Consider the following 16,834-nt stretch of genomic DNA (forward strand, 5'->3'; position numbering starts at 1 on the left):
GCTCTTAAGGCCAGTAGTTATTTTCCATAAGGAGAAACACCCCATGCGTAAGACTTTAGCTATTGCCTTGATGTTGACCGCTTCCCTCGGTCTCGCTGCCTGCGATAAAAAATCCGAGGACAAAGCTCAAGATGCCAACCAACATGCTGAGCAAGCTCAGCAAGACATGAACAAAGCTCAGGATAAAGTGAACGACGCAGCAAAAGAAAACGCCGAAGCTGCCAAAGCTCAGGCTGAATCGAATCAAGCTGCTCAGGAAGAAGCTGCCAAGAAGCAATAATTGCGACTTGATGCAGAAAAAGAAAACCCGCCAAGTGCGGGTTTTCTTTTGCCTGTGATTTTTGGTCAGTCTTGGCTTAGAGGCTTTCTTAGAGCAATACGGTTCTAAAAGTCGGACTAATCATCAGCAACAAACTGCAGAGCAGGCCGACCAGCCACACCAGACTGCGCAGGGCTGGTTTATCCGCCAGGTACAACCACACGTAAAGGATCCGCGCGATCACAAAGATGATTGCCAGAGCATCAATCAACCAGCCTTGGGTTTGCGTGGTGTGCGCCATCAGCACACCCACGGCGAACAGGATGAACGCTTCGATGCAGTTCTGATGCGCCGCCAGCGCCCGCGCGCCATAACCAGTGAGTTGCGCCTGTTGTTGGCGCGGCAGGTGGTTGTTGTAACCGCCCTGCTCTTTCATGGCTTTACCCACCGGCATACGCGCGATGTAGATCAACAATGCACTGATAAACACACACCAGAACGGAATACTCATCAAGCGGCCTCTTTATTGGTTTCGGGCAATGGCGCCTCTGTAGGGGTATAGACCATCACATCGAGCACGTCGGAATGAAACTCGCGGCGGTACAACACTAGAACCACACCGGCACTCATCAACATGAACAACCACGGGCTGACAAACCACGCCAGCATGCTCATGCCGAAGTAGTAGGAACGCAGACCGAAGTTGAACTGGTTGGCCGCCATCGAAATCACCCGTGCCGCCCGCAGTGCGAACGCCTTGCGCTCCTGCTCGGACACTTGGCGCTCGCCGATCATTGGCGCTGAGCCGACCAGTACCGCGGCAAAGTTGTACTGACGCATGCACCAACTGAACGTGAAAAACGCATAGACGAACACCAGCGCCAGGCACAGTAATTTAATCTCCGACATGCCCTGCGATGCCTGTTGCACCATCGGGATATCCGCCAGCAACGACACGGCGCGTTCGGACGCACCGAGCACGGTAAGAATGCCAGCGAGGATGATCAAAGTGCTGGAGGCGAAGAACGAGGCGTTGCGTTCCAGATTGCCGATGACGCTGGCATCGGCGATGCGGTTGTCACGCAGGAGCATGCGGCGCATCCAGTCTTCGCGGTACAGGTGCAACACACTGGCCAGGCACGCAGTGTCGCGGGCCTTCCACGACGCATAACGGGTGTAGCCGCCCCAGCAGATGACAAACCAGAGCGCGGCCAGCAGGTGGATCAGGTTGGCTTGGATAAACGACATGCAATTCCCTGTGGAGTATGGATGCTACCTGTGGGAGCGAGCCTGCTCGCGAAAGCGGCGTATCACACAACATTGATGGCGGCTGACACAACGCTTTCGCGAGCAGGCTCGCTCCCACATTAAGACTTCGGCAACCTTTCGACGTTAGCTCGCGAAAAAAGACACTGCCAGACGCCCATAAAAAATGCCCCGTATCGATTGATACGGGGCATTTCAGTTTAAGCGCTGAAGACCCGCTTGTGGCGGGTCAGACAACGTCAGGCAACGGCTTCGCTGCGCTTGCCCAGCAGGCGATCGCAGACCACGGCGACCATCAGGGTCATCACGCATGGCACCAGCCACGCCAAACCCTGCTCGCTCAGCGGCAGGTGCGCCAGCTGCGACGGCATCCAGTCAGCCAGACCGGCGCCCTTGAGCGCGTCGATGGTGCCGAACAGGAACGACACCAGCATGACCGGGCCGAGGATCCGCCCGTGTTCGTGCCAGAAGTCCTTGCAGAAGCTCAGGGCCACCAGAACGATGCACGGCGGGTAGATTGCGGTCAGTACCGGGATCGAGAACGCGATCAGCTTGGTCAGGCCCAGGTTCGACACCAGCAGCGAGAACGCGGCCAGGATGATCACCAGGGTCTTGTAGGACAGTGGCAGTACGCGACTGAAGTATTCGGCGCAGGCGCAGGTCAGACCGACCGCTGTGACCAGACAGGCCAGGGAGATCAGCACCGCGAGGAAACCGCTGCCCAGCGAACCGAAGGTGTGTTGCACGTAAGCATGCAGCACTGCCGCGCCGTTAGTGGCACCGACCGCGACTTCATGGCTGCCGGAGCCGAGGCGGAACAGGCTGATGTACACCAGCGCCAGACCGACACCGGCGATCAGGCCGGCAATGATCGCGTAACGGGTGATCAGCGCAGGCGACTCGACGCCACGGGAGCGGATCGCGTTGACGATGACGATGCCGAAGACCAGCGCGCCGAGGGTATCCATGGTCAGGTAACCATTGATGAAGCCCTGGGAGAACGGTGCCGCGACGTATTCAGGCGTAGCCTGGCCAATATCACCGGCCGGCAAGGCGAACGCGGCGATGCCGAGTACCGCCAGGGCGATGATTTTCAGCGGCGCGAGGAAACGCCCCACGGTATCGAGCAGACGGCCCGGATACAGCGAGATGAAGAACACCAGCAGGAAGTACACCGAGCTGTAGAGGAACAGCGCCAGAGGGCTTTCGCCGGTCAGCGGCGCCAGACCCACCTCGAATGACACGGTCGCGGTCCGCGGGGTGGCGAACAGCGGGCCGACCGCCAGGTAGCATGCCGCGGCGAGCACACCGCCGGCGATCTTGCCGATCGGGCTGCTCAGCGCATCCATCGCACCACCGACCTTGGCCAGGGCGACGACGGTGACCACCGGCAGGCCGACTGCCGTGATCAAAAAGCCCAGCGCCGCCATCCAGACGTTAGGTCCGGACTGCAGGCCGACGATAGGCGGGAAAATGATGTTGCCGGCCCCGACGAACAGGGCAAATGTCATAAAGCCCAGTGCCAGGATGTCCTGACCTTTCAAAACTTTCATTAAGGAAATACCACACTACTGAATCGGAATTTAGAGGGGGATTTCCCTTTTGGGTCAGGGAAATGCTGTCAGTCCGTATGGGGCTGACCCGTTTAGCGCGTTGCATGCCTTGTGGGCGGCAGACGCAAAAATGGCTGCTAGCCTAACGAATTTGTCTGACAAACGCACTGTTTGAGGGCGAACTATCCGATACACGACGTGTACGTGTCGCGTTTACGCATCTATTTTTCCTAACCACAACCCTGTGGCGAGGGAGCTTGCTCCCGCTGGGTTGCGGAGCTGCCCCAATGCAGACCATTGGGTTCTCGCTGTTAGATGGTTTTACGCCTGCTGCGCAGTCGAGCGGGAGCAAGCTCCCTCGCCACAAAAATCCACTCAAATCCCATATGCCAGAAACAACAAAGGCCACCCGAAGGTGGCCTTTGTCTGGTGAAGCGTCAGTCAAGCACGAGGCTTACTTGACAGCCCAACCGGTCAGCTCGGCCAAGGCCTTGCCGATGTCTGCTAGCGAACGCACGGTTTTCACGCCTGCGTCTTGCAGCGCAGCGAATTTCTCGTCTGCAGTGCCTTTGCCGCCAGAGATGATTGCGCCAGCATGGCCCATGCGCTTGCCCGGAGGAGCAGTCACACCCGCGATGTAGGAAACAACCGGCTTGGTCACGTGTGCCTTGATGTAGGCAGCCGCTTCTTCTTCAGCCGAACCGCCGATCTCGCCGATCATCACGATCGCTTCGGTCTTCGGGTCTTCCTGGAACAGCTTCAGGATGTCGATGAAGTTCGAACCCGGGATCGGGTCACCACCGATGCCGACGCAAGTCGACTGACCGAAACCGGCGTCAGTGGTCTGCTTCACAGCTTCGTAGGTCAGGGTGCCGGAACGCGAAACGATACCGACCTTGCCTGGCAAGTGAATGTGACCTGGCATGATGCCGATCTTGCATTCGCCTGGAGTGATCACGCCTGGGCAGTTAGGGCCGATCAGGGTAACACCCAGCTCGTCGCACTTAACTTTAGCGTCCAGCATGTCCAGGGTAGGAATGCCTTCGGTGATGCAGACGATCAGCTTGATGCCGCCGAACGCTGCTTCCAGGATCGAGTCCTTGCAGAAAGGAGCCGGAACGTAGATCACGCTGGCGGTAGCGCCAGTGGCAGCGACTGCGTCTTTAACGGTGTTGAACACTGGCAGACCCAGGTGCTCGGTGCCGCCTTTGCCCGGAGTTACACCACCAACCATCTTGGTGCCGTATTCGATGGCTTGCTGGGTGTGGAAACTACCTTGCGAACCGGTAATACCCTGGCAGATAACTTTGGTGTCTTTATTGATCAGGACGCTCATTATTTGCCCTCCGCAGCTTTGACAACTTGTTGAGCAGCGTCGGTCAGGCTGGTAGCAGCGATGATGTTCAAACCGCTTTCTGCCAGTACTTTAGCGCCCAGCTCAGCGTTGTTGCCTTCAAGGCGAACAACAACCGGGATTTTCACGCCGACTTCTTTCACGGCGCCGATGATGCCTTCGGCAATCATGTCGCAGCGAACGATGCCACCGAAGATGTTGACCAGTACTGCAGCGACGTTGGTGTCGGACAGGATGATCTTGAAGGCTTCGGTCACGCGCTCTTTGGTAGCACCACCACCTACGTCGAGGAAGTTGGCTGGCTTGCCGCCGTGCAGGTTGACGATGTCCATGGTACCCATGGCCAGGCCGGCACCGTTGACCATGCAGCCGATGTTGCCTTCCAGGGCTACGTAGTTCAGTTCGAACTTGGCAGCGTGCGCTTCGCGCGGATCGTCTTGCGACGGATCGTGGAAAGTCTTCAGCTTAGGCTGACGGTACATGGCGTTGGCGTCGATGTTGATCTTGGCGTCCAGACAGTGCAGATCGCCGTCAGCCTTGATCACCAGCGGGTTCACTTCCAGCAGGGCCAGATCGTGATCCTGGAACAGTTTGGCCAGACCGACGAAGATCTTGGCGAACTGGGCAACTTGCTTGCCTTCCAGACCCAGTTGGAACGCCAGCTCGCGACCCTGGAATGGCTGAGCGCCAACCAGTGGATCGATAGTGGCTTTCAGAATTTTTTCTGGAGTGTCGTGAGCGATTTTCTCGATGTCCACGCCACCTTCGGTGGAAGCCATGAACACGATGCGACGGCTCGAACGGTCAACGACAGCGCCCAGGTACAGCTCTTTAGCGATATCAGTGCACGATTCAACCAGGATCTTGGTGACTGGCTGACCATTGGCGTCAGTCTGGTAAGTCACCAGACGCTTGCCCAGCCACTGCTGTGCGAAGGCCTTGGCGTCTTCTTTGTTGCGAACCAGCTTGACGCCGCCCGCTTTACCGCGACCACCGGCGTGGACCTGGGCTTTGACAACCCACTCGCTGCCGCCGATTTTGTCGCAAGCTTCTGCTGCTGCTTCCGGGGTGTCTACTGCGTAACCAGTGGAAACTGGCAGGCCGTATTCAGCGAACAGCTGCTTACCCTGATACTCGTGAAGATTCATGCTTTTTACCGTCTTCGTTAGGTACTGCGCATTCGGCGCTGCGCTCTTGATGAGTGCCGCGCCACCTGTGACTGCTGCTTGCGTAGCCTTCCGGTTACCCGGTTCAGCTACGCAAGACTGCGTCCAGCGGACATTCCGCGGTGAGACTTGCTCGCAAGGCTCACGACGGGCCGTTACCGCCGTGGTTTCTTATTGTGTCTTAACGCTTCTTGCGGTTGGCAATGTGGATGGCGCCGCCATTCACAGCCAGAGCAGCTTCGTGCAAGGCTTCAGACAGGGTCGGATGGGAGAAAACCATCATGCCCAGGTCTTCAGCGCTGGTGCCGAATTCCATACCGATCGCGCCCTGCTGAACCAGTTCTGCAGCGCTCGGGCCAATCACGTGCACGCCCAATACGCGGTCAGTCTTGGCATCAGCGATGACCTTGACGAAACCACCGGTATCGTTGGCGGCCATGGCACGGCCGGAAGCGGCGAACGGGAAGGTGCCGACGTTAACTTCAACGCCTTCGGCTTTCAAGGCCTGCTCGGTTTTGCCAACCCACGCGATTTCCGGGTGAGTATAAATAACCGAAGGGATCAGGTCATAGTTCATCTGAGCCTTGTGGCCCTTGATGCGCTCGACAACCATGATGCCCTCTTCCGAGGCCTTGTGCGCCAGCATCATGCCGCGCACCACGTCACCGATGGCGTAAACGCCCGGTACGGTGGTGGCGCAGTGATCGTCAACGTGCACGAAACCGCGCTCGTCCAGGGTCACGCCGCTGTCGGCAGCCAGCAGATCAGTGGTCACCGGACGGCGACCAACGGCTACGATCAGCTTGTCGAAAGTGATGGTCTGTTCGCCGTTGGCATCGGTGTAGTTAACAACGACTTCGTCGCCGTTCACTTTCGAACCGGTCACGCGAGCGCCCAGCTTGATGTCCAGACCCTGTTTGGTCAGGGTTTTCAGTGCTTCCTTGGAAACAGCGGTGTCGGCTGCCATCAGGAAAGTGTCCAGGGCTTCCAGGACAGTCACTTCTGCACCCAGACGCGACCACACCGAACCCAGTTCCAGACCGATCACGCCAGCGCCGATCACGCCCAGACGTTTAGGGACGGCCTGGAATTCCAGAGCGCCAGTCGAATCGACGATGACTTTCTGATCGACCGGAGCCGGTGGAATGTCGATCGGACGCGAACCTGGAGCCAGGATGACGTTTTCGGCTTCGATGACTTCAACCGAACCGTCCGGCTTGGTGACTTCGACCTTCTTGCCAGCCAGCAGCTTGCCGTGGCCCTGGATCGAAGTCACGCCGTTGGCCTTGAACAGGGTGGCAACGCCGCCAGTCAGGTTCTTGACGATGCCAGCCTTGCGGCCAACCATCGCAGCGACGTCCATTTTGACTTCGCCGGTCGAGATACCGTGAACGTTGAAGCTCTCTTTTGCTTCCTTGTACTTCCAGGAGCTGTCCAGCAGCGCCTTGGACGGAATGCAGCCGACGTTCAGGCAAGTACCGCCGAGGGCCTGTTTGCCTTCAGCGTCGGTGTACTTCTCGATGCAGGCAGTGGTGAGACCCAGCTGCGCGGCCTTGATGGCAGCAACATAGCCGCCAGGGCCGGCACCGATCACTACTACGTCAAATTTCTGCGACATTCAAAAAATCCTCTTTAGCGAAAAGCTTCAAGCCGCGCGCTGCGGGCCGTACCGCCGTTGCCGACGGTACGCCACCCGCAGCGCATGGCTGCTTCTATCAGATATCCAGCAACAGACGAGCCGGATCTTCCAGCAGGTTCTTGATGGTCACCAGGAAGGTTACAGCTTCTTTGCCATCGATCAGACGGTGATCGTAGGACAGTGCCAGGTACATCATCGGACGGATCACGACCTGACCGTTGATGGCCATAGGACGCTGGATGATGTTGTGCATGCCCAGAATCGCTGCCTGCGGCGGGTTGACGATCGGAGTCGACATCATCGAGCCGAAGGTACCACCGTTGGTGATGGTGAAGGTACCACCGGTCATCTCTTCCATCGACAGTTTGCCGTCACGGGCTTTTTTGCCGAACGTGGCGATGCCGCCTTCGATTTCAGCCAGGCTCATCAGCTCGGCGTTACGCAGAACCGGAACAACCAGACCACGGTCGCTGGAAACGGCAACACCGATGTCGGCGTAGCCGTGGTAGACGATGTCCGCGCCGTCGATCGAAGCGTTGACCGCCGGGAAGCGTTTCAGCGCTTCGGTGGCCGCCTTGACGAAGAACGACATGAAGCCCAGGCGTACGCCGTTGTGGGACTTCTCGAACAGGTCCTTGTACTTCGAACGCAGGGCCATGACTTCGGTCATGTCGACTTCGTTGAACGTGGTCAGCATGGCCATGTTCGACTGGGCTTCAACCAGACGCTCGGCAACCTTGGCACGCAGACGGGTCATCGGCACACGTTTTTCAACGCGGTCGCCAGCGGCGAACACAGGAGCAGCAGCGGCTGGAGCAGCAGCTTTTGCAGGCGCGGCAGCCGGAGCGGCTTTCTTCGCGGCAACAGCAGCCACCACGTCTTCCTTGGTCACACGACCGCCTTTGCCGGTGCCGGCAACGGAGGCGATGTTGATGCCGTTCTCTTCAGCCAGCTTGCGCGCAGCCGGAGCAGCAACAGGATCGTCTTCGCCTTCGGCAGCAGCCGGGGCAGCGGCAGCAGCGGCCGGAGCAGCAGCGGCGGCTGGGGCAGCGGCAGCAGCGCCGCCTTCAACGATGGAGCCCAGGACTTCGTCGGACAGAACGGTGTCGCCTTCGTTCTTGACGATTGCGCCCAGCACGCCGTCGGCGGTAGCCAGCACTTCCAGTACGACTTTGTCGGTTTCGATGTCGACGATCAGTTCGTCACGTTTGACGGCATCGCCCGGTTGTTTGTGCCAGGTGGCAACGGTGCCATCGGCAACCGATTCCGGGAAAGTGGGGGCTTTGATCTCGATAGCCATTATCTGTGGTTCCTTAAATTCGGTTTCAGGTGCGCGAAGGCGTTAAACGGTAAACGCGTCTTGCAGCAGTTTTTCCTGCTGCTCGGCGTGCATCGATGCGTAACCACATGCAGGTGCAGCAGAAGCCTCACGACCCGCGTACTCGAGTACGAGAGATTTGTTGAGGTTACCGATGCTGCGACGCAGGTGGTGCTGGCTGCAGTACCAGGCGCCCTGGTTCATTGGCTCTTCCTGACACCAGACGGCCGCTTTGGCGTTGGTGTAAGGCGCCAGGACTTCTTTCAAGTCGTCCTCAGGGAATGGATACAGCTGCTCGATACGCACGATGGCGATATCGTCACGGCCTTCGGCACGACGTTTTTCCAGCAGGTCGTAGTAGACCTTGCCGCTACACAGAACAACACGCTCGACCATTTTCGGGTCCAGGGCGTCGATTTCCGGGATCACGGTCTGGAACGAACCTTCGGCCAGATCTTCCAGGGTCGAGATGGCCAGTTTGTGGCGCAGCAACGACTTTGGAGTCAGAACGACCAATGGCTTGCGCAGCGGGCGAATCACCTGACGGCGCAGCAAGTGGTAGATCTGCGCCGGAGTGGTCGGCATGCACACCTGAATGTTGTGCTCGGCGCACAGTTGCAGGTAACGCTCAAGACGTGCCGAGCTGTGCTCAGGACCCTGACCTTCGTAGCCGTGCGGCAACAGCATGGTCAGACCGCAGAGACGACCCCACTTGTGTTCGCCGCTGGTGATGAACTGGTCGATAACAACCTGTGCACCGTTGGCGAAGTCGCCGAACTGGGCTTCCCAGATCACCAGCGCGTTTGGCGTGGTGGTCGAGTAGCCGTATTCGAAGGCCAGTACCGCTTCTTCCGACAGGAACGAGTCGTACAGGTCAAAGCGTGGCTGACCTTCGTACAGGTGCTTCAGCGGAATGTAGGTGCCGGCATCTTTCTGGTTGTGCAGCACAGCGTGACGGTGCGAGAACGTACCGCGGCCGATGTCCTGACCGGTCATGCGGATCGGGTGACCTTCGAACGCCAGGGTCGCGTACGCCATGGTTTCGGCGTAACCCCAGTTGATCGGCAGGCCGCCGGCCTGCATCTTCTGACGGTCTTCGTAGATCTTCGCAACCTGACGCTGAACCACGAAGCCTTCCGGAATTTCCAGCAGCTTGGCGGACAGTTCCTGCAGGGTCTTCAGGTCGAAACGCGTGTCGTGACGCGCAGTCCAGGCGTGGCCCAGGTACGGACGCCAGTCCACGAACAGCTCTTTGTTCGGCTCTTTGACCAGCGATTTCACCACGTGCAGACCGTTGTCCAGCGCGTTGCGATACTCGTCGACTTTCGCCTGTACACGCTCTGCGTCGAGCACACCGGCCTGAGTCAGACGATCAGCGTACAGCTCACGGGTGGTGCGCTGCTTGGTGATCTGCTGATACATCAGCGGCTGGGTGCCGCTTGGTTCATCGGCCTCGTTGTGGCCGCGACGACGGTAGCAGACCAGGTCGATCACCACGTCACGCTTGAACTGCATGCGATAGTCGATGGCCAGCTGAGTGACGAACAGCACGGCTTCCGGATCATCCCCATTCACATGGAGGATCGGCGCCTGGATCATCTTCGCAACGTCGGTGGCGTACTCGGTGGAACGCGAGTCCAGCGGGTTGCTGATGGTGAAACCGACCTGGTTGTTGATCACGATGTGCACGGTACCGCCGGTCTTGAAACCGCGGGTCTGCGACATCTGGAAGGTTTCCATGACCACGCCCTGACCTGCGAATGCAGCGTCACCGTGGATGGAGATCGGCAGCACCTTCTCACCGGTCGGGTCGTTACGACGATCCTGACGGGCGCGAACCGAACCTTCTACCACCGGGGAAACGATTTCCAGGTGGGACGGGTTGAACGCCATGGCCAGGTGAACTTCACCGCCGGCGGTCATCACGTTGGACGAGAAGCCCTGGTGGTATTTAACGTCACCGGAACCCAGCTCGACCTTCTTCTTGCCTTCGAACTCGTCGAACAGCTCGCGCGGGTTCTTGCCGAAGGTGTTGACCAGCACGTTCAGACGGCCACGGTGGGCCATGCCGATGACGACTTCCTTGGTGCCGTAGGAACCGGAACGCTGGATCAGTTCGTCGAGCATCGGAATCAGGCTTTCGCCGCCTTCCAGACCGAAACGCTTGGTGCCCGGGTATTTGGTGCCCAGGTATTTTTCCAGGCCTTCACCGGCAGTCACGCGCTCAAGCAGGTGGCTCTTGATGTCGGCGGAGTACGTCGGACGACCGCGCACGCTTTCCAGACGCTGCTGGAACCACTGGCGCTGCTCGGAATCGGTGATGTGCGTAAATTCAGCGCCGATGGTGCGGCAATATGTCTGCTGCAACGCTTCGTGAATTTCGCGTAGGCTCGCTTCCTCTTTGCCGATGAACAGGTCGCCGGCACGGAAGGTCGTATCAAGATCGGCATTGGTCAAGCCGTAATGATTGATCGACAGGTCTGCAGGTGCAGGACGCTGCCACAGCCCCAGCGGGTCAAGCTGGGCTGCCTGGTGGCCACGCATACGGTAGGCCTGGATCAATCGCAGCACTTCAACTTGCTTCTTCTCGTGCTCACTGCTCACGCTCCCGGCGGAAACCGGTTGAGCGCGGCGCTGGTTCTTTGCCAGCAGCACGAAATGATCGCGAATTGTGGAGTGCGAAACATCAGTGGCAGAGCTGCCGTCGGCAGGCAGCTTCTGAAAGTAGGTGCGCCACTCTTCTGGCACAGCGTTAGGGTCGTGCAGGTAGAGCTCATAAAGCTCTTCCACATAGGCAGCGTTTCCACCTGAAAGGTAGGCGCTGTTCCACATGCGCTGCATCACGCTTTCTTGCATGCTTGGTCACCCTCGGTTAGGGGAACACCATCGGCGTCAATACCGAGCAAACTTGCAGAAGTCCGAATGCAGCGACCAAAACAAGCCACTTAGGATCACGCTGATAGTCCGGGTACCAGCCCGGATGCCCCTGCTTGTCTCATTTCTTCAAAATAAGAGCGGCAGCTTGTGGCTACTGCTCTGGTTATAGCCATGACGCGGGTTGAAGCCCGCGCCACAGCCTCTTCGTTACAGCGGTTCTACGGTTACAGCAGCTGAATCACACGCCGCTCGAAAGCAGCATGTTACGGATGTGACCGATGGCCTTAGTCGGGTTCAGGCCTTTCGGACATACGTTGACGCAGTTCATGATGCCCCGGCAGCGGAAAACGCTGAACGGGTCATCGAGCGAAGCCAGACGCTCGGACGTCTTGGTGTCACGGCTGTCTGCCAGGAAGCGGTACGCTTGCAGCAGGGCAGCTGGACCCAGAAATTTGTCCGGGTTCCACCAGAAGGACGGGCACGAGGTCGAGCAGCAGGCGCACAGGATGCACTCGTACAGACCGTCGAGCTTTTCACGCTCTTCAGGGGACTGCAGACGCTCGATGGCCGGAGCCGGCGTGTCGTTCTGCAGGTAAGGCTTAACCTTCTCGTATTGCTTGTAGAAGATGCTCATATCGACAACCAGGTCACGGATAACCGGCAAACCTGGCAGCGGACGAACGATCAACTTGTTGCCTTTTACGACAGCGGACAGCGGCGTGATGCACGCCAGACCGTTCTTGCCGTTGATGTTCATGCCGTCGGAGCCGCAGACACCTTCACGGCAAGAGCGACGATAGGAGAAACCCTCGTCCTGCTCTTTGATCAGGGCCAGCACGTCCAGCACCATCAGGTCTTTACCACCGGTATCAACCTGGAATTCCTGCATGAACGGCGCAGCGTCCTGATCAGGGTTGTAGCGATAAACACTGACTTGCAACATGGCGATCACCCTTAATAAGTCCGGACTTTAGGTTCGAAAGTCGGAACAGTCTTCGGCGAGAAGTTTACGGCACGCTTGGCGACGCGTTTCTCACCCGGGAAGTACAGGGTGTGGCACAGCCAGTTTTCGTCGTCACGGTCTTCGAAGTCTTCACGGGCGTGAGCGCCGCGGGACTCTTTACGTACTTCGGCCGCGATGGCGGTAGCTTCAGCCACTTCCAGCAGGTTTTGCAGTTCCAGAGCTTCGATACGCGCAGTGTTGAACGCTTGCGACTTATCGTTGATCTTCACGTTGGCGATGCGCTTGCGCAGATCGGCCAACTGAGCGATACCCTTCTGCATGTATTCGCCAGTACGGAATACGCCGAAGTAGTTCTGCATGCAGCTTTGCAGCTCGCGACGCAGGGTTGCCACGTCTTCGCCATCGGTACGGCCGTTCAGCGCGTTCAGACGCGACAGGGCTGCTTCGATGTCGGCTTCGGTAGCGTCGTCGTATTCGATGCCGTCGGTCAGCGCCTTCTCCAGGTGCAGGCCGGCAGCGCGGCCGAATACCACCAGGTCGAGCAGCGAGTTGCCGCCCAGACGGTTGGCACCGTGTACCGATACGCAAGCCACTTCACCTACGGCGAACAGGCCAGGAATGATCTGGTCCACGCCTTCGGCGTTCTGGGTGATCGCCTGACCATGAATGTTGGTGGCAACGCCGCCCATCATGTAGTGGCAGGTCGGAACAACCGGAACCGGCGCAACCACCGGGTCAACGTGTGCGAAAGTCTTCGACAGTTCGCAGATGCCTGGCAGACGGCTGTGCAGCACTTCCTCGCCCAAGTGGTCGAGTTTGAGCATTACGTGATCGCCGTTCGGACCGCAACCGTTGCCGGCGATGATTTCTTTAACCATCGAACGGGCAACCACGTCACGACCAGCCAGGTCTTTCGCGTTCGGAGCATAACGCTCCATGAAACGCTCGCCGTGCTTGTTGATCAGGTAACCACCTTCACCACGGCAGCCTTCTGTAACCAGTACACCGGCGCCGGCGATGCCGGTCGGGTGGAACTGCCACATTTCGATGTCTTGTACCGGCACGCCAGCACGCAGCGCCATGCCAACGCCGTCACCGGTGTTGATCAGGGCGTTGGTGGTGGAGGCGTAGATACGGCCAGCACCACCAGTGGCCAGTACGGTGGCCTTGGCACGGATGTACGAAGTTTCGCCGGTTTCGATGCAGATCGCGATCACACCGACGAACTCGCCTTCCTGGTTTTTCACCAGGTCGACAGCGTAGTACTCGTTCAGGAACGTGGTACCGGCTTTCAGGTTGCCCTGATAAAGGGTGTGCAGCAGTGCGTGACCGGTACGGTCGGACGCTGCGCAGGTACGGGCAGCCTGGCCGCCTTTACCGTAGTCCTTGGACTGACCACCGAATGGACGCTGGTAGATACGGCCTTGCTCGGTACGCGAGAACGGCAGACCCATGTGGTCCAGTTCGAAAACGGCAGCCGGGCCTTCCTGACACATGTATTCGATAGCGTCCTGGTCACCGATGTAGTCGGAACCCTTGACGGTATCGTACATGTGCCAGCGCCAGTCATCGTTCGGGTCAGCGGACGCGATCGCGCAGGTGATGCCGCCCTGGGCGGATACAGTGTGCGAACGGGTCGGGAAAACCTTGGTGATCACCGCAGTCTTGTGACCGCCCTGTGCCAGCTGCAGCGCAGCGCGCATGCCGGCACCGCCACCACCAATAATGATGGCGTCGAAAGAAATCGTTGGAATGTTAGCCATGACTCAGATACCCCAGAGAATCTGCACACCCCAGACGAAGTAAGCGAACATCGCGACGCCGCATACTGCCTGGAAAAGGAAACGTATAGCCGTCGCGGACTTGCCGAACGCCATTGGCGTCAGGTAGTCAGTCGCGATGGTCCACATGCCGACCCAGGCGTGAGCGCCGAGAGCAACAAGGGCCAGGAGGCTGAAAATACGCATCCCGTTGTGGGCGAACAGTTCATGCCACTGGGCGTACTCGAGGCCTGGGTGGGCCACGACGTATCCGATCAGAAAGATGAAGTAAGCCGCGAGAACGACCGCCGACACACGTTGCGCCATCCAGTCATAGAGGCCCGAACGCGAGAGGTTCGTGACGTTAGTTACCATATCCAGACTCCTGCCAGAACGATTACCACCACGGAAACGGCGATAACGATTTTCGAGCCCAGTTTGCCGCCTTCCAGCGTCTCACCGATGCCCATGTCCATGATCAAATGGCGCACACCGGCTACCAAGTGATACAGCAGAGCGGACAGGATGCCCCAAATCACTAGCTTGGCTAGCGGACTGGTCAGACACGCTTTCACCTGACCGAAGCCTTCCTCGGAGCTCAGCGACTTGTCCAATGCGTAAAGCATGATGGCAAGGCACACGAAGAGGATGACACCGGAGATACGGTGAAGAATGGACGTGTAAGCAGTGACTGGGAGTTTGATGGTCCTTAGGTCTAGGTTTACAGGTCGTTGGCTTTTCACGGCTTTTTTTTCACACTGAAGAGCCCCTAACAATCAGGGCAAAGTTGTTGGGGAGTGCACTGGTCAGGTAACCACCACCCAGGGATGCGACCCCCAATGAAAGCAAGCCCAAAAGCCCTTGGCGGTCGGTGGCCGAGTATAGACAGTTAGGCTACTAATGACAACGCAATCACCTACCCCAAATAGCTGATTGCACAAGTCGTATAAAAGGCGTAAATGGCAGTCAATTTCGAGGAAAAAGTGCGCTTAAAGCCTTCTGGAGCAAGACTTTAGGCAAATTGACATTCGAATTTATCTCACTATAGTGGTGCGGGCCCTGCGTGGGGGGTCTGTCTGATGGTTCAAGCATAAATAGGAGGCCACATGGCTGACAAAAAAGCGCAGTTGATCATCGAGGGCGCAGCCCCCGTCGAGCTGCCCATTTTAACCGGCACCGTTGGTCCCGATGTAATCGATGTTCGGGGCCTGACGGCCACGGGCCGCTTCACTTTCGACCCGGGTTTCATGTCGACCGCCTCGTGCGAATCGAAGATCACCTATATCGACGGCGACAACGGCATTCTGTTGCACCGCGGCTACCCGATCGAACAGCTGGCTGAAAAGTCGGACTACCTGGAAACCTGCTACCTGCTGCTCAACGGCGAACTGCCGACTGCAGAACAGAAGGCCCAGTTCGTCAGCACCGTGAAAAACCACACCATGGTTCACGAGCAGCTGAAAACCTTCTTCAACGGCTTCCGTCGCGACGCCCACCCGATGGCCGTCATGTGCGGCGTAGTCGGCGCCCTTTCGGCCTTCTACCACGACTCCCTGGACATCAATAACCCGCAGCATCGCGAAATCTCCGCGATCCGTCTGGTTGCCAAGATGCCGACCCTGGCAGCGATGGTTTACAAGTACTCCATGGGCCAACCCATGATGTACCCGCGCAACGACCTGACGTACGCGGAAAACTTCCTGCACATGATGTTCAACACCCCGTGCGAGATCAAACCGATCAGCCCGGTACTCGCCAAGGCCATGGACCGGATCTTCATCCTCCACGCCGACCACGAGCAGAACGCATCGACCTCCACCGTGCGCCTGGCTGGCTCTTCGGGTGCCAACCCGTTCGCCTGCATCGCCGCCGGCATCGCCGCACTGTGGGGCCCTGCCCACGGCGGTGCGAACGAAGCCGTTCTGACCATGCTTGACGAGATTGGCGATGTGTCCAACATCGACAAGTTCATCGCCAAGGCCAAGGACAAGAACGATCCGTTCAAGCTGATGGGCTTCGGTCACCGCGTTTACAAGAACCGCGATCCGCGCGCGACTGTGATGAAGCAGACCTGCGACGAAGTACTGAAGGAACTGGGCATCAACAACGATCCGCAACTCGAACTGGCCATGCGCCTGGAAGAGATCGCCCTGACCGACCCGTACTTCATCGAGCGCTCGCTGTACCCGAACGTCGACTTCTACTCGGGGATCATCCTCAAGGCGATCGGCATTCCAACCAGCATGTTCACCGTGATCTTCGCTCTGGCGCGTACTGTGGGCTGGATTTCGCACTGGAAAGAAATGCTCTCCAGCCCGTACAAGATTGGCCGTCCGCGCCAGTTGTACACGGGCTACGAGTCGCGTGATATCACCAAGCTGGAAGACCGCAAATAAGGCTTGTCTTGCGATAACGTCTTGAAGTTGTATCGGGAACGGCCTCTTATATAGAGGCCGTTTTTGTTTGTTTGGTCGCAGCGGCCTGTGGGCCGACTGGCTTTTGGGCATTTGTGGGCATATCCGTTGCTGCGAGTGCTGCCGCTGGCGGTTTCGCTCTTACAGCGAGTCACCTTTTCCAAACGCCGAAAAGGTAACCCAAAAGGCTTTGCCCCGGCGTACGGCACTTCGCTGAGGCTCAGTGTTCCCTCGCTACGGTGTCCATCCGGGGGCATCGCCTAC

Annotated in this window: 14 protein-coding genes; 2 read left to right on the forward strand and 12 right to left on the reverse strand. The window is 58.3% G+C overall.

The annotated features are described in order from the left end of the window. Positions 1 to 43: 43 nt before the first annotated feature. The gene (locus OC71_RS24890) at positions 44 to 280 is read left to right on the forward strand and encodes a hypothetical protein (protein WP_007962865.1); all 237 of its coding nucleotides are present in this window, start codon (positions 44 to 46) and stop codon (positions 278 to 280) included. Between the two features lie 88 nt (positions 281 to 368). On the opposite strand, the gene OC71_RS24895 is transcribed toward OC71_RS24890, so the two are convergent. From OC71_RS24895 to sdhC, 12 genes are all read right to left on the reverse strand, one after another. Then, positions 369 to 770, reverse strand: coding sequence for an MAPEG family protein (locus OC71_RS24895; RefSeq protein ID WP_041074377.1), 402 nt, complete (start codon positions 768 to 770; stop codon positions 369 to 371). After that, positions 770 to 1,507 carry a DUF599 domain-containing protein gene (locus tag OC71_RS24900; RefSeq protein ID WP_003223022.1) on the reverse strand — a complete coding sequence of 246 codons (738 nt, stop codon included), beginning with the start codon at positions 1,505 to 1,507 and terminating at the stop codon, positions 770 to 772. Before OC71_RS24900 ends, OC71_RS24895 begins: the two co-directional genes overlap by 1 nt. A 257-nt stretch (positions 1,508 to 1,764) precedes the next feature. Continuing rightward, positions 1,765 to 3,078 carry a branched-chain amino acid transport system II carrier protein gene (gene brnQ / locus OC71_RS24905; RefSeq protein ID WP_041074379.1) on the reverse strand — a complete coding sequence of 438 codons (1,314 nt, stop codon included), beginning with the start codon at positions 3,076 to 3,078 and terminating at the stop codon, positions 1,765 to 1,767. A gap of 454 nt (positions 3,079 to 3,532) precedes the next feature. Continuing rightward, positions 3,533 to 4,414, reverse strand: a complete 882-nt coding sequence (gene sucD, locus OC71_RS24910) for a succinate--CoA ligase subunit alpha (protein ID WP_003223019.1) — start codon at positions 4,412 to 4,414, stop codon at positions 3,533 to 3,535. Beyond that, entirely contained in the window at positions 4,414 to 5,580 is a 1,167-nt protein-coding gene (gene sucC / locus OC71_RS24915) for an ADP-forming succinate--CoA ligase subunit beta (RefSeq protein ID WP_003223015.1), read from the reverse strand. Before sucC ends, sucD begins: the two co-directional genes overlap by 1 nt. A 199-nt stretch (positions 5,581 to 5,779) precedes the next feature. Further along, on the reverse strand, positions 5,780 to 7,216 hold the full coding sequence (gene lpdA / locus OC71_RS24920; RefSeq protein ID WP_041074385.1) for a dihydrolipoyl dehydrogenase: 1,437 nt from the start codon (positions 7,214 to 7,216) through the stop codon (positions 5,780 to 5,782). 97 nt (positions 7,217 to 7,313) lie between these two features. Further along, positions 7,314 to 8,537, reverse strand: coding sequence for a 2-oxoglutarate dehydrogenase complex dihydrolipoyllysine-residue succinyltransferase (gene odhB, locus OC71_RS24925; protein WP_041074387.1), 1,224 nt, complete (start codon positions 8,535 to 8,537; stop codon positions 7,314 to 7,316). Positions 8,538 to 8,579: 42 nt separating this feature from the next. After that, positions 8,580 to 11,411 carry a 2-oxoglutarate dehydrogenase E1 component gene (locus tag OC71_RS24930; RefSeq protein WP_041074389.1) on the reverse strand — a complete coding sequence of 944 codons (2,832 nt, stop codon included), beginning with the start codon at positions 11,409 to 11,411 and terminating at the stop codon, positions 8,580 to 8,582. 259 nt (positions 11,412 to 11,670) lie between these two features. Further along, complete coding sequence (locus tag OC71_RS24935) at positions 11,671 to 12,375, reverse strand: succinate dehydrogenase iron-sulfur subunit (RefSeq protein ID WP_003223007.1); 705 nt, start codon at positions 12,373 to 12,375, stop codon at positions 11,671 to 11,673. Positions 12,376 to 12,386: 11 nt separating this feature from the next. Further along, positions 12,387 to 14,159: a succinate dehydrogenase flavoprotein subunit gene (sdhA, locus tag OC71_RS24940; protein WP_007962857.1), complete on the reverse strand. Its 1,773-nt coding sequence runs from the start codon at positions 14,157 to 14,159 to the stop codon at positions 12,387 to 12,389. Between the two features lie 3 nt (positions 14,160 to 14,162). Continuing rightward, positions 14,163 to 14,531, reverse strand: a complete 369-nt coding sequence (gene sdhD, locus OC71_RS24945; protein ID WP_003222999.1) for a succinate dehydrogenase, hydrophobic membrane anchor protein — start codon at positions 14,529 to 14,531, stop codon at positions 14,163 to 14,165. Beyond that, a complete protein-coding gene (gene sdhC / locus OC71_RS24950) occupies positions 14,525 to 14,899 on the reverse strand; it encodes a succinate dehydrogenase, cytochrome b556 subunit (protein ID WP_016773673.1) in 375 nt (124 codons plus the stop codon). The genes sdhD and sdhC overlap by 7 nt, the downstream gene beginning before the upstream one ends. 363 nt (positions 14,900 to 15,262) lie before the next feature. Between sdhC and gltA the strand changes: the two genes are divergently transcribed. After that, on the forward strand, positions 15,263 to 16,552 hold the full coding sequence (gltA, locus tag OC71_RS24955; RefSeq protein WP_003222994.1) for a citrate synthase: 1,290 nt from the start codon (positions 15,263 to 15,265) through the stop codon (positions 16,550 to 16,552). The last annotated feature ends 282 nt before the right edge of the window (positions 16,553 to 16,834 follow it).

This window comes from Pseudomonas sp. W15Feb9B, assembly GCF_000828175.1.
GTDB lineage: Bacteria > Pseudomonadota > Gammaproteobacteria > Pseudomonadales > Pseudomonadaceae > Aquipseudomonas > Aquipseudomonas parakoreensis.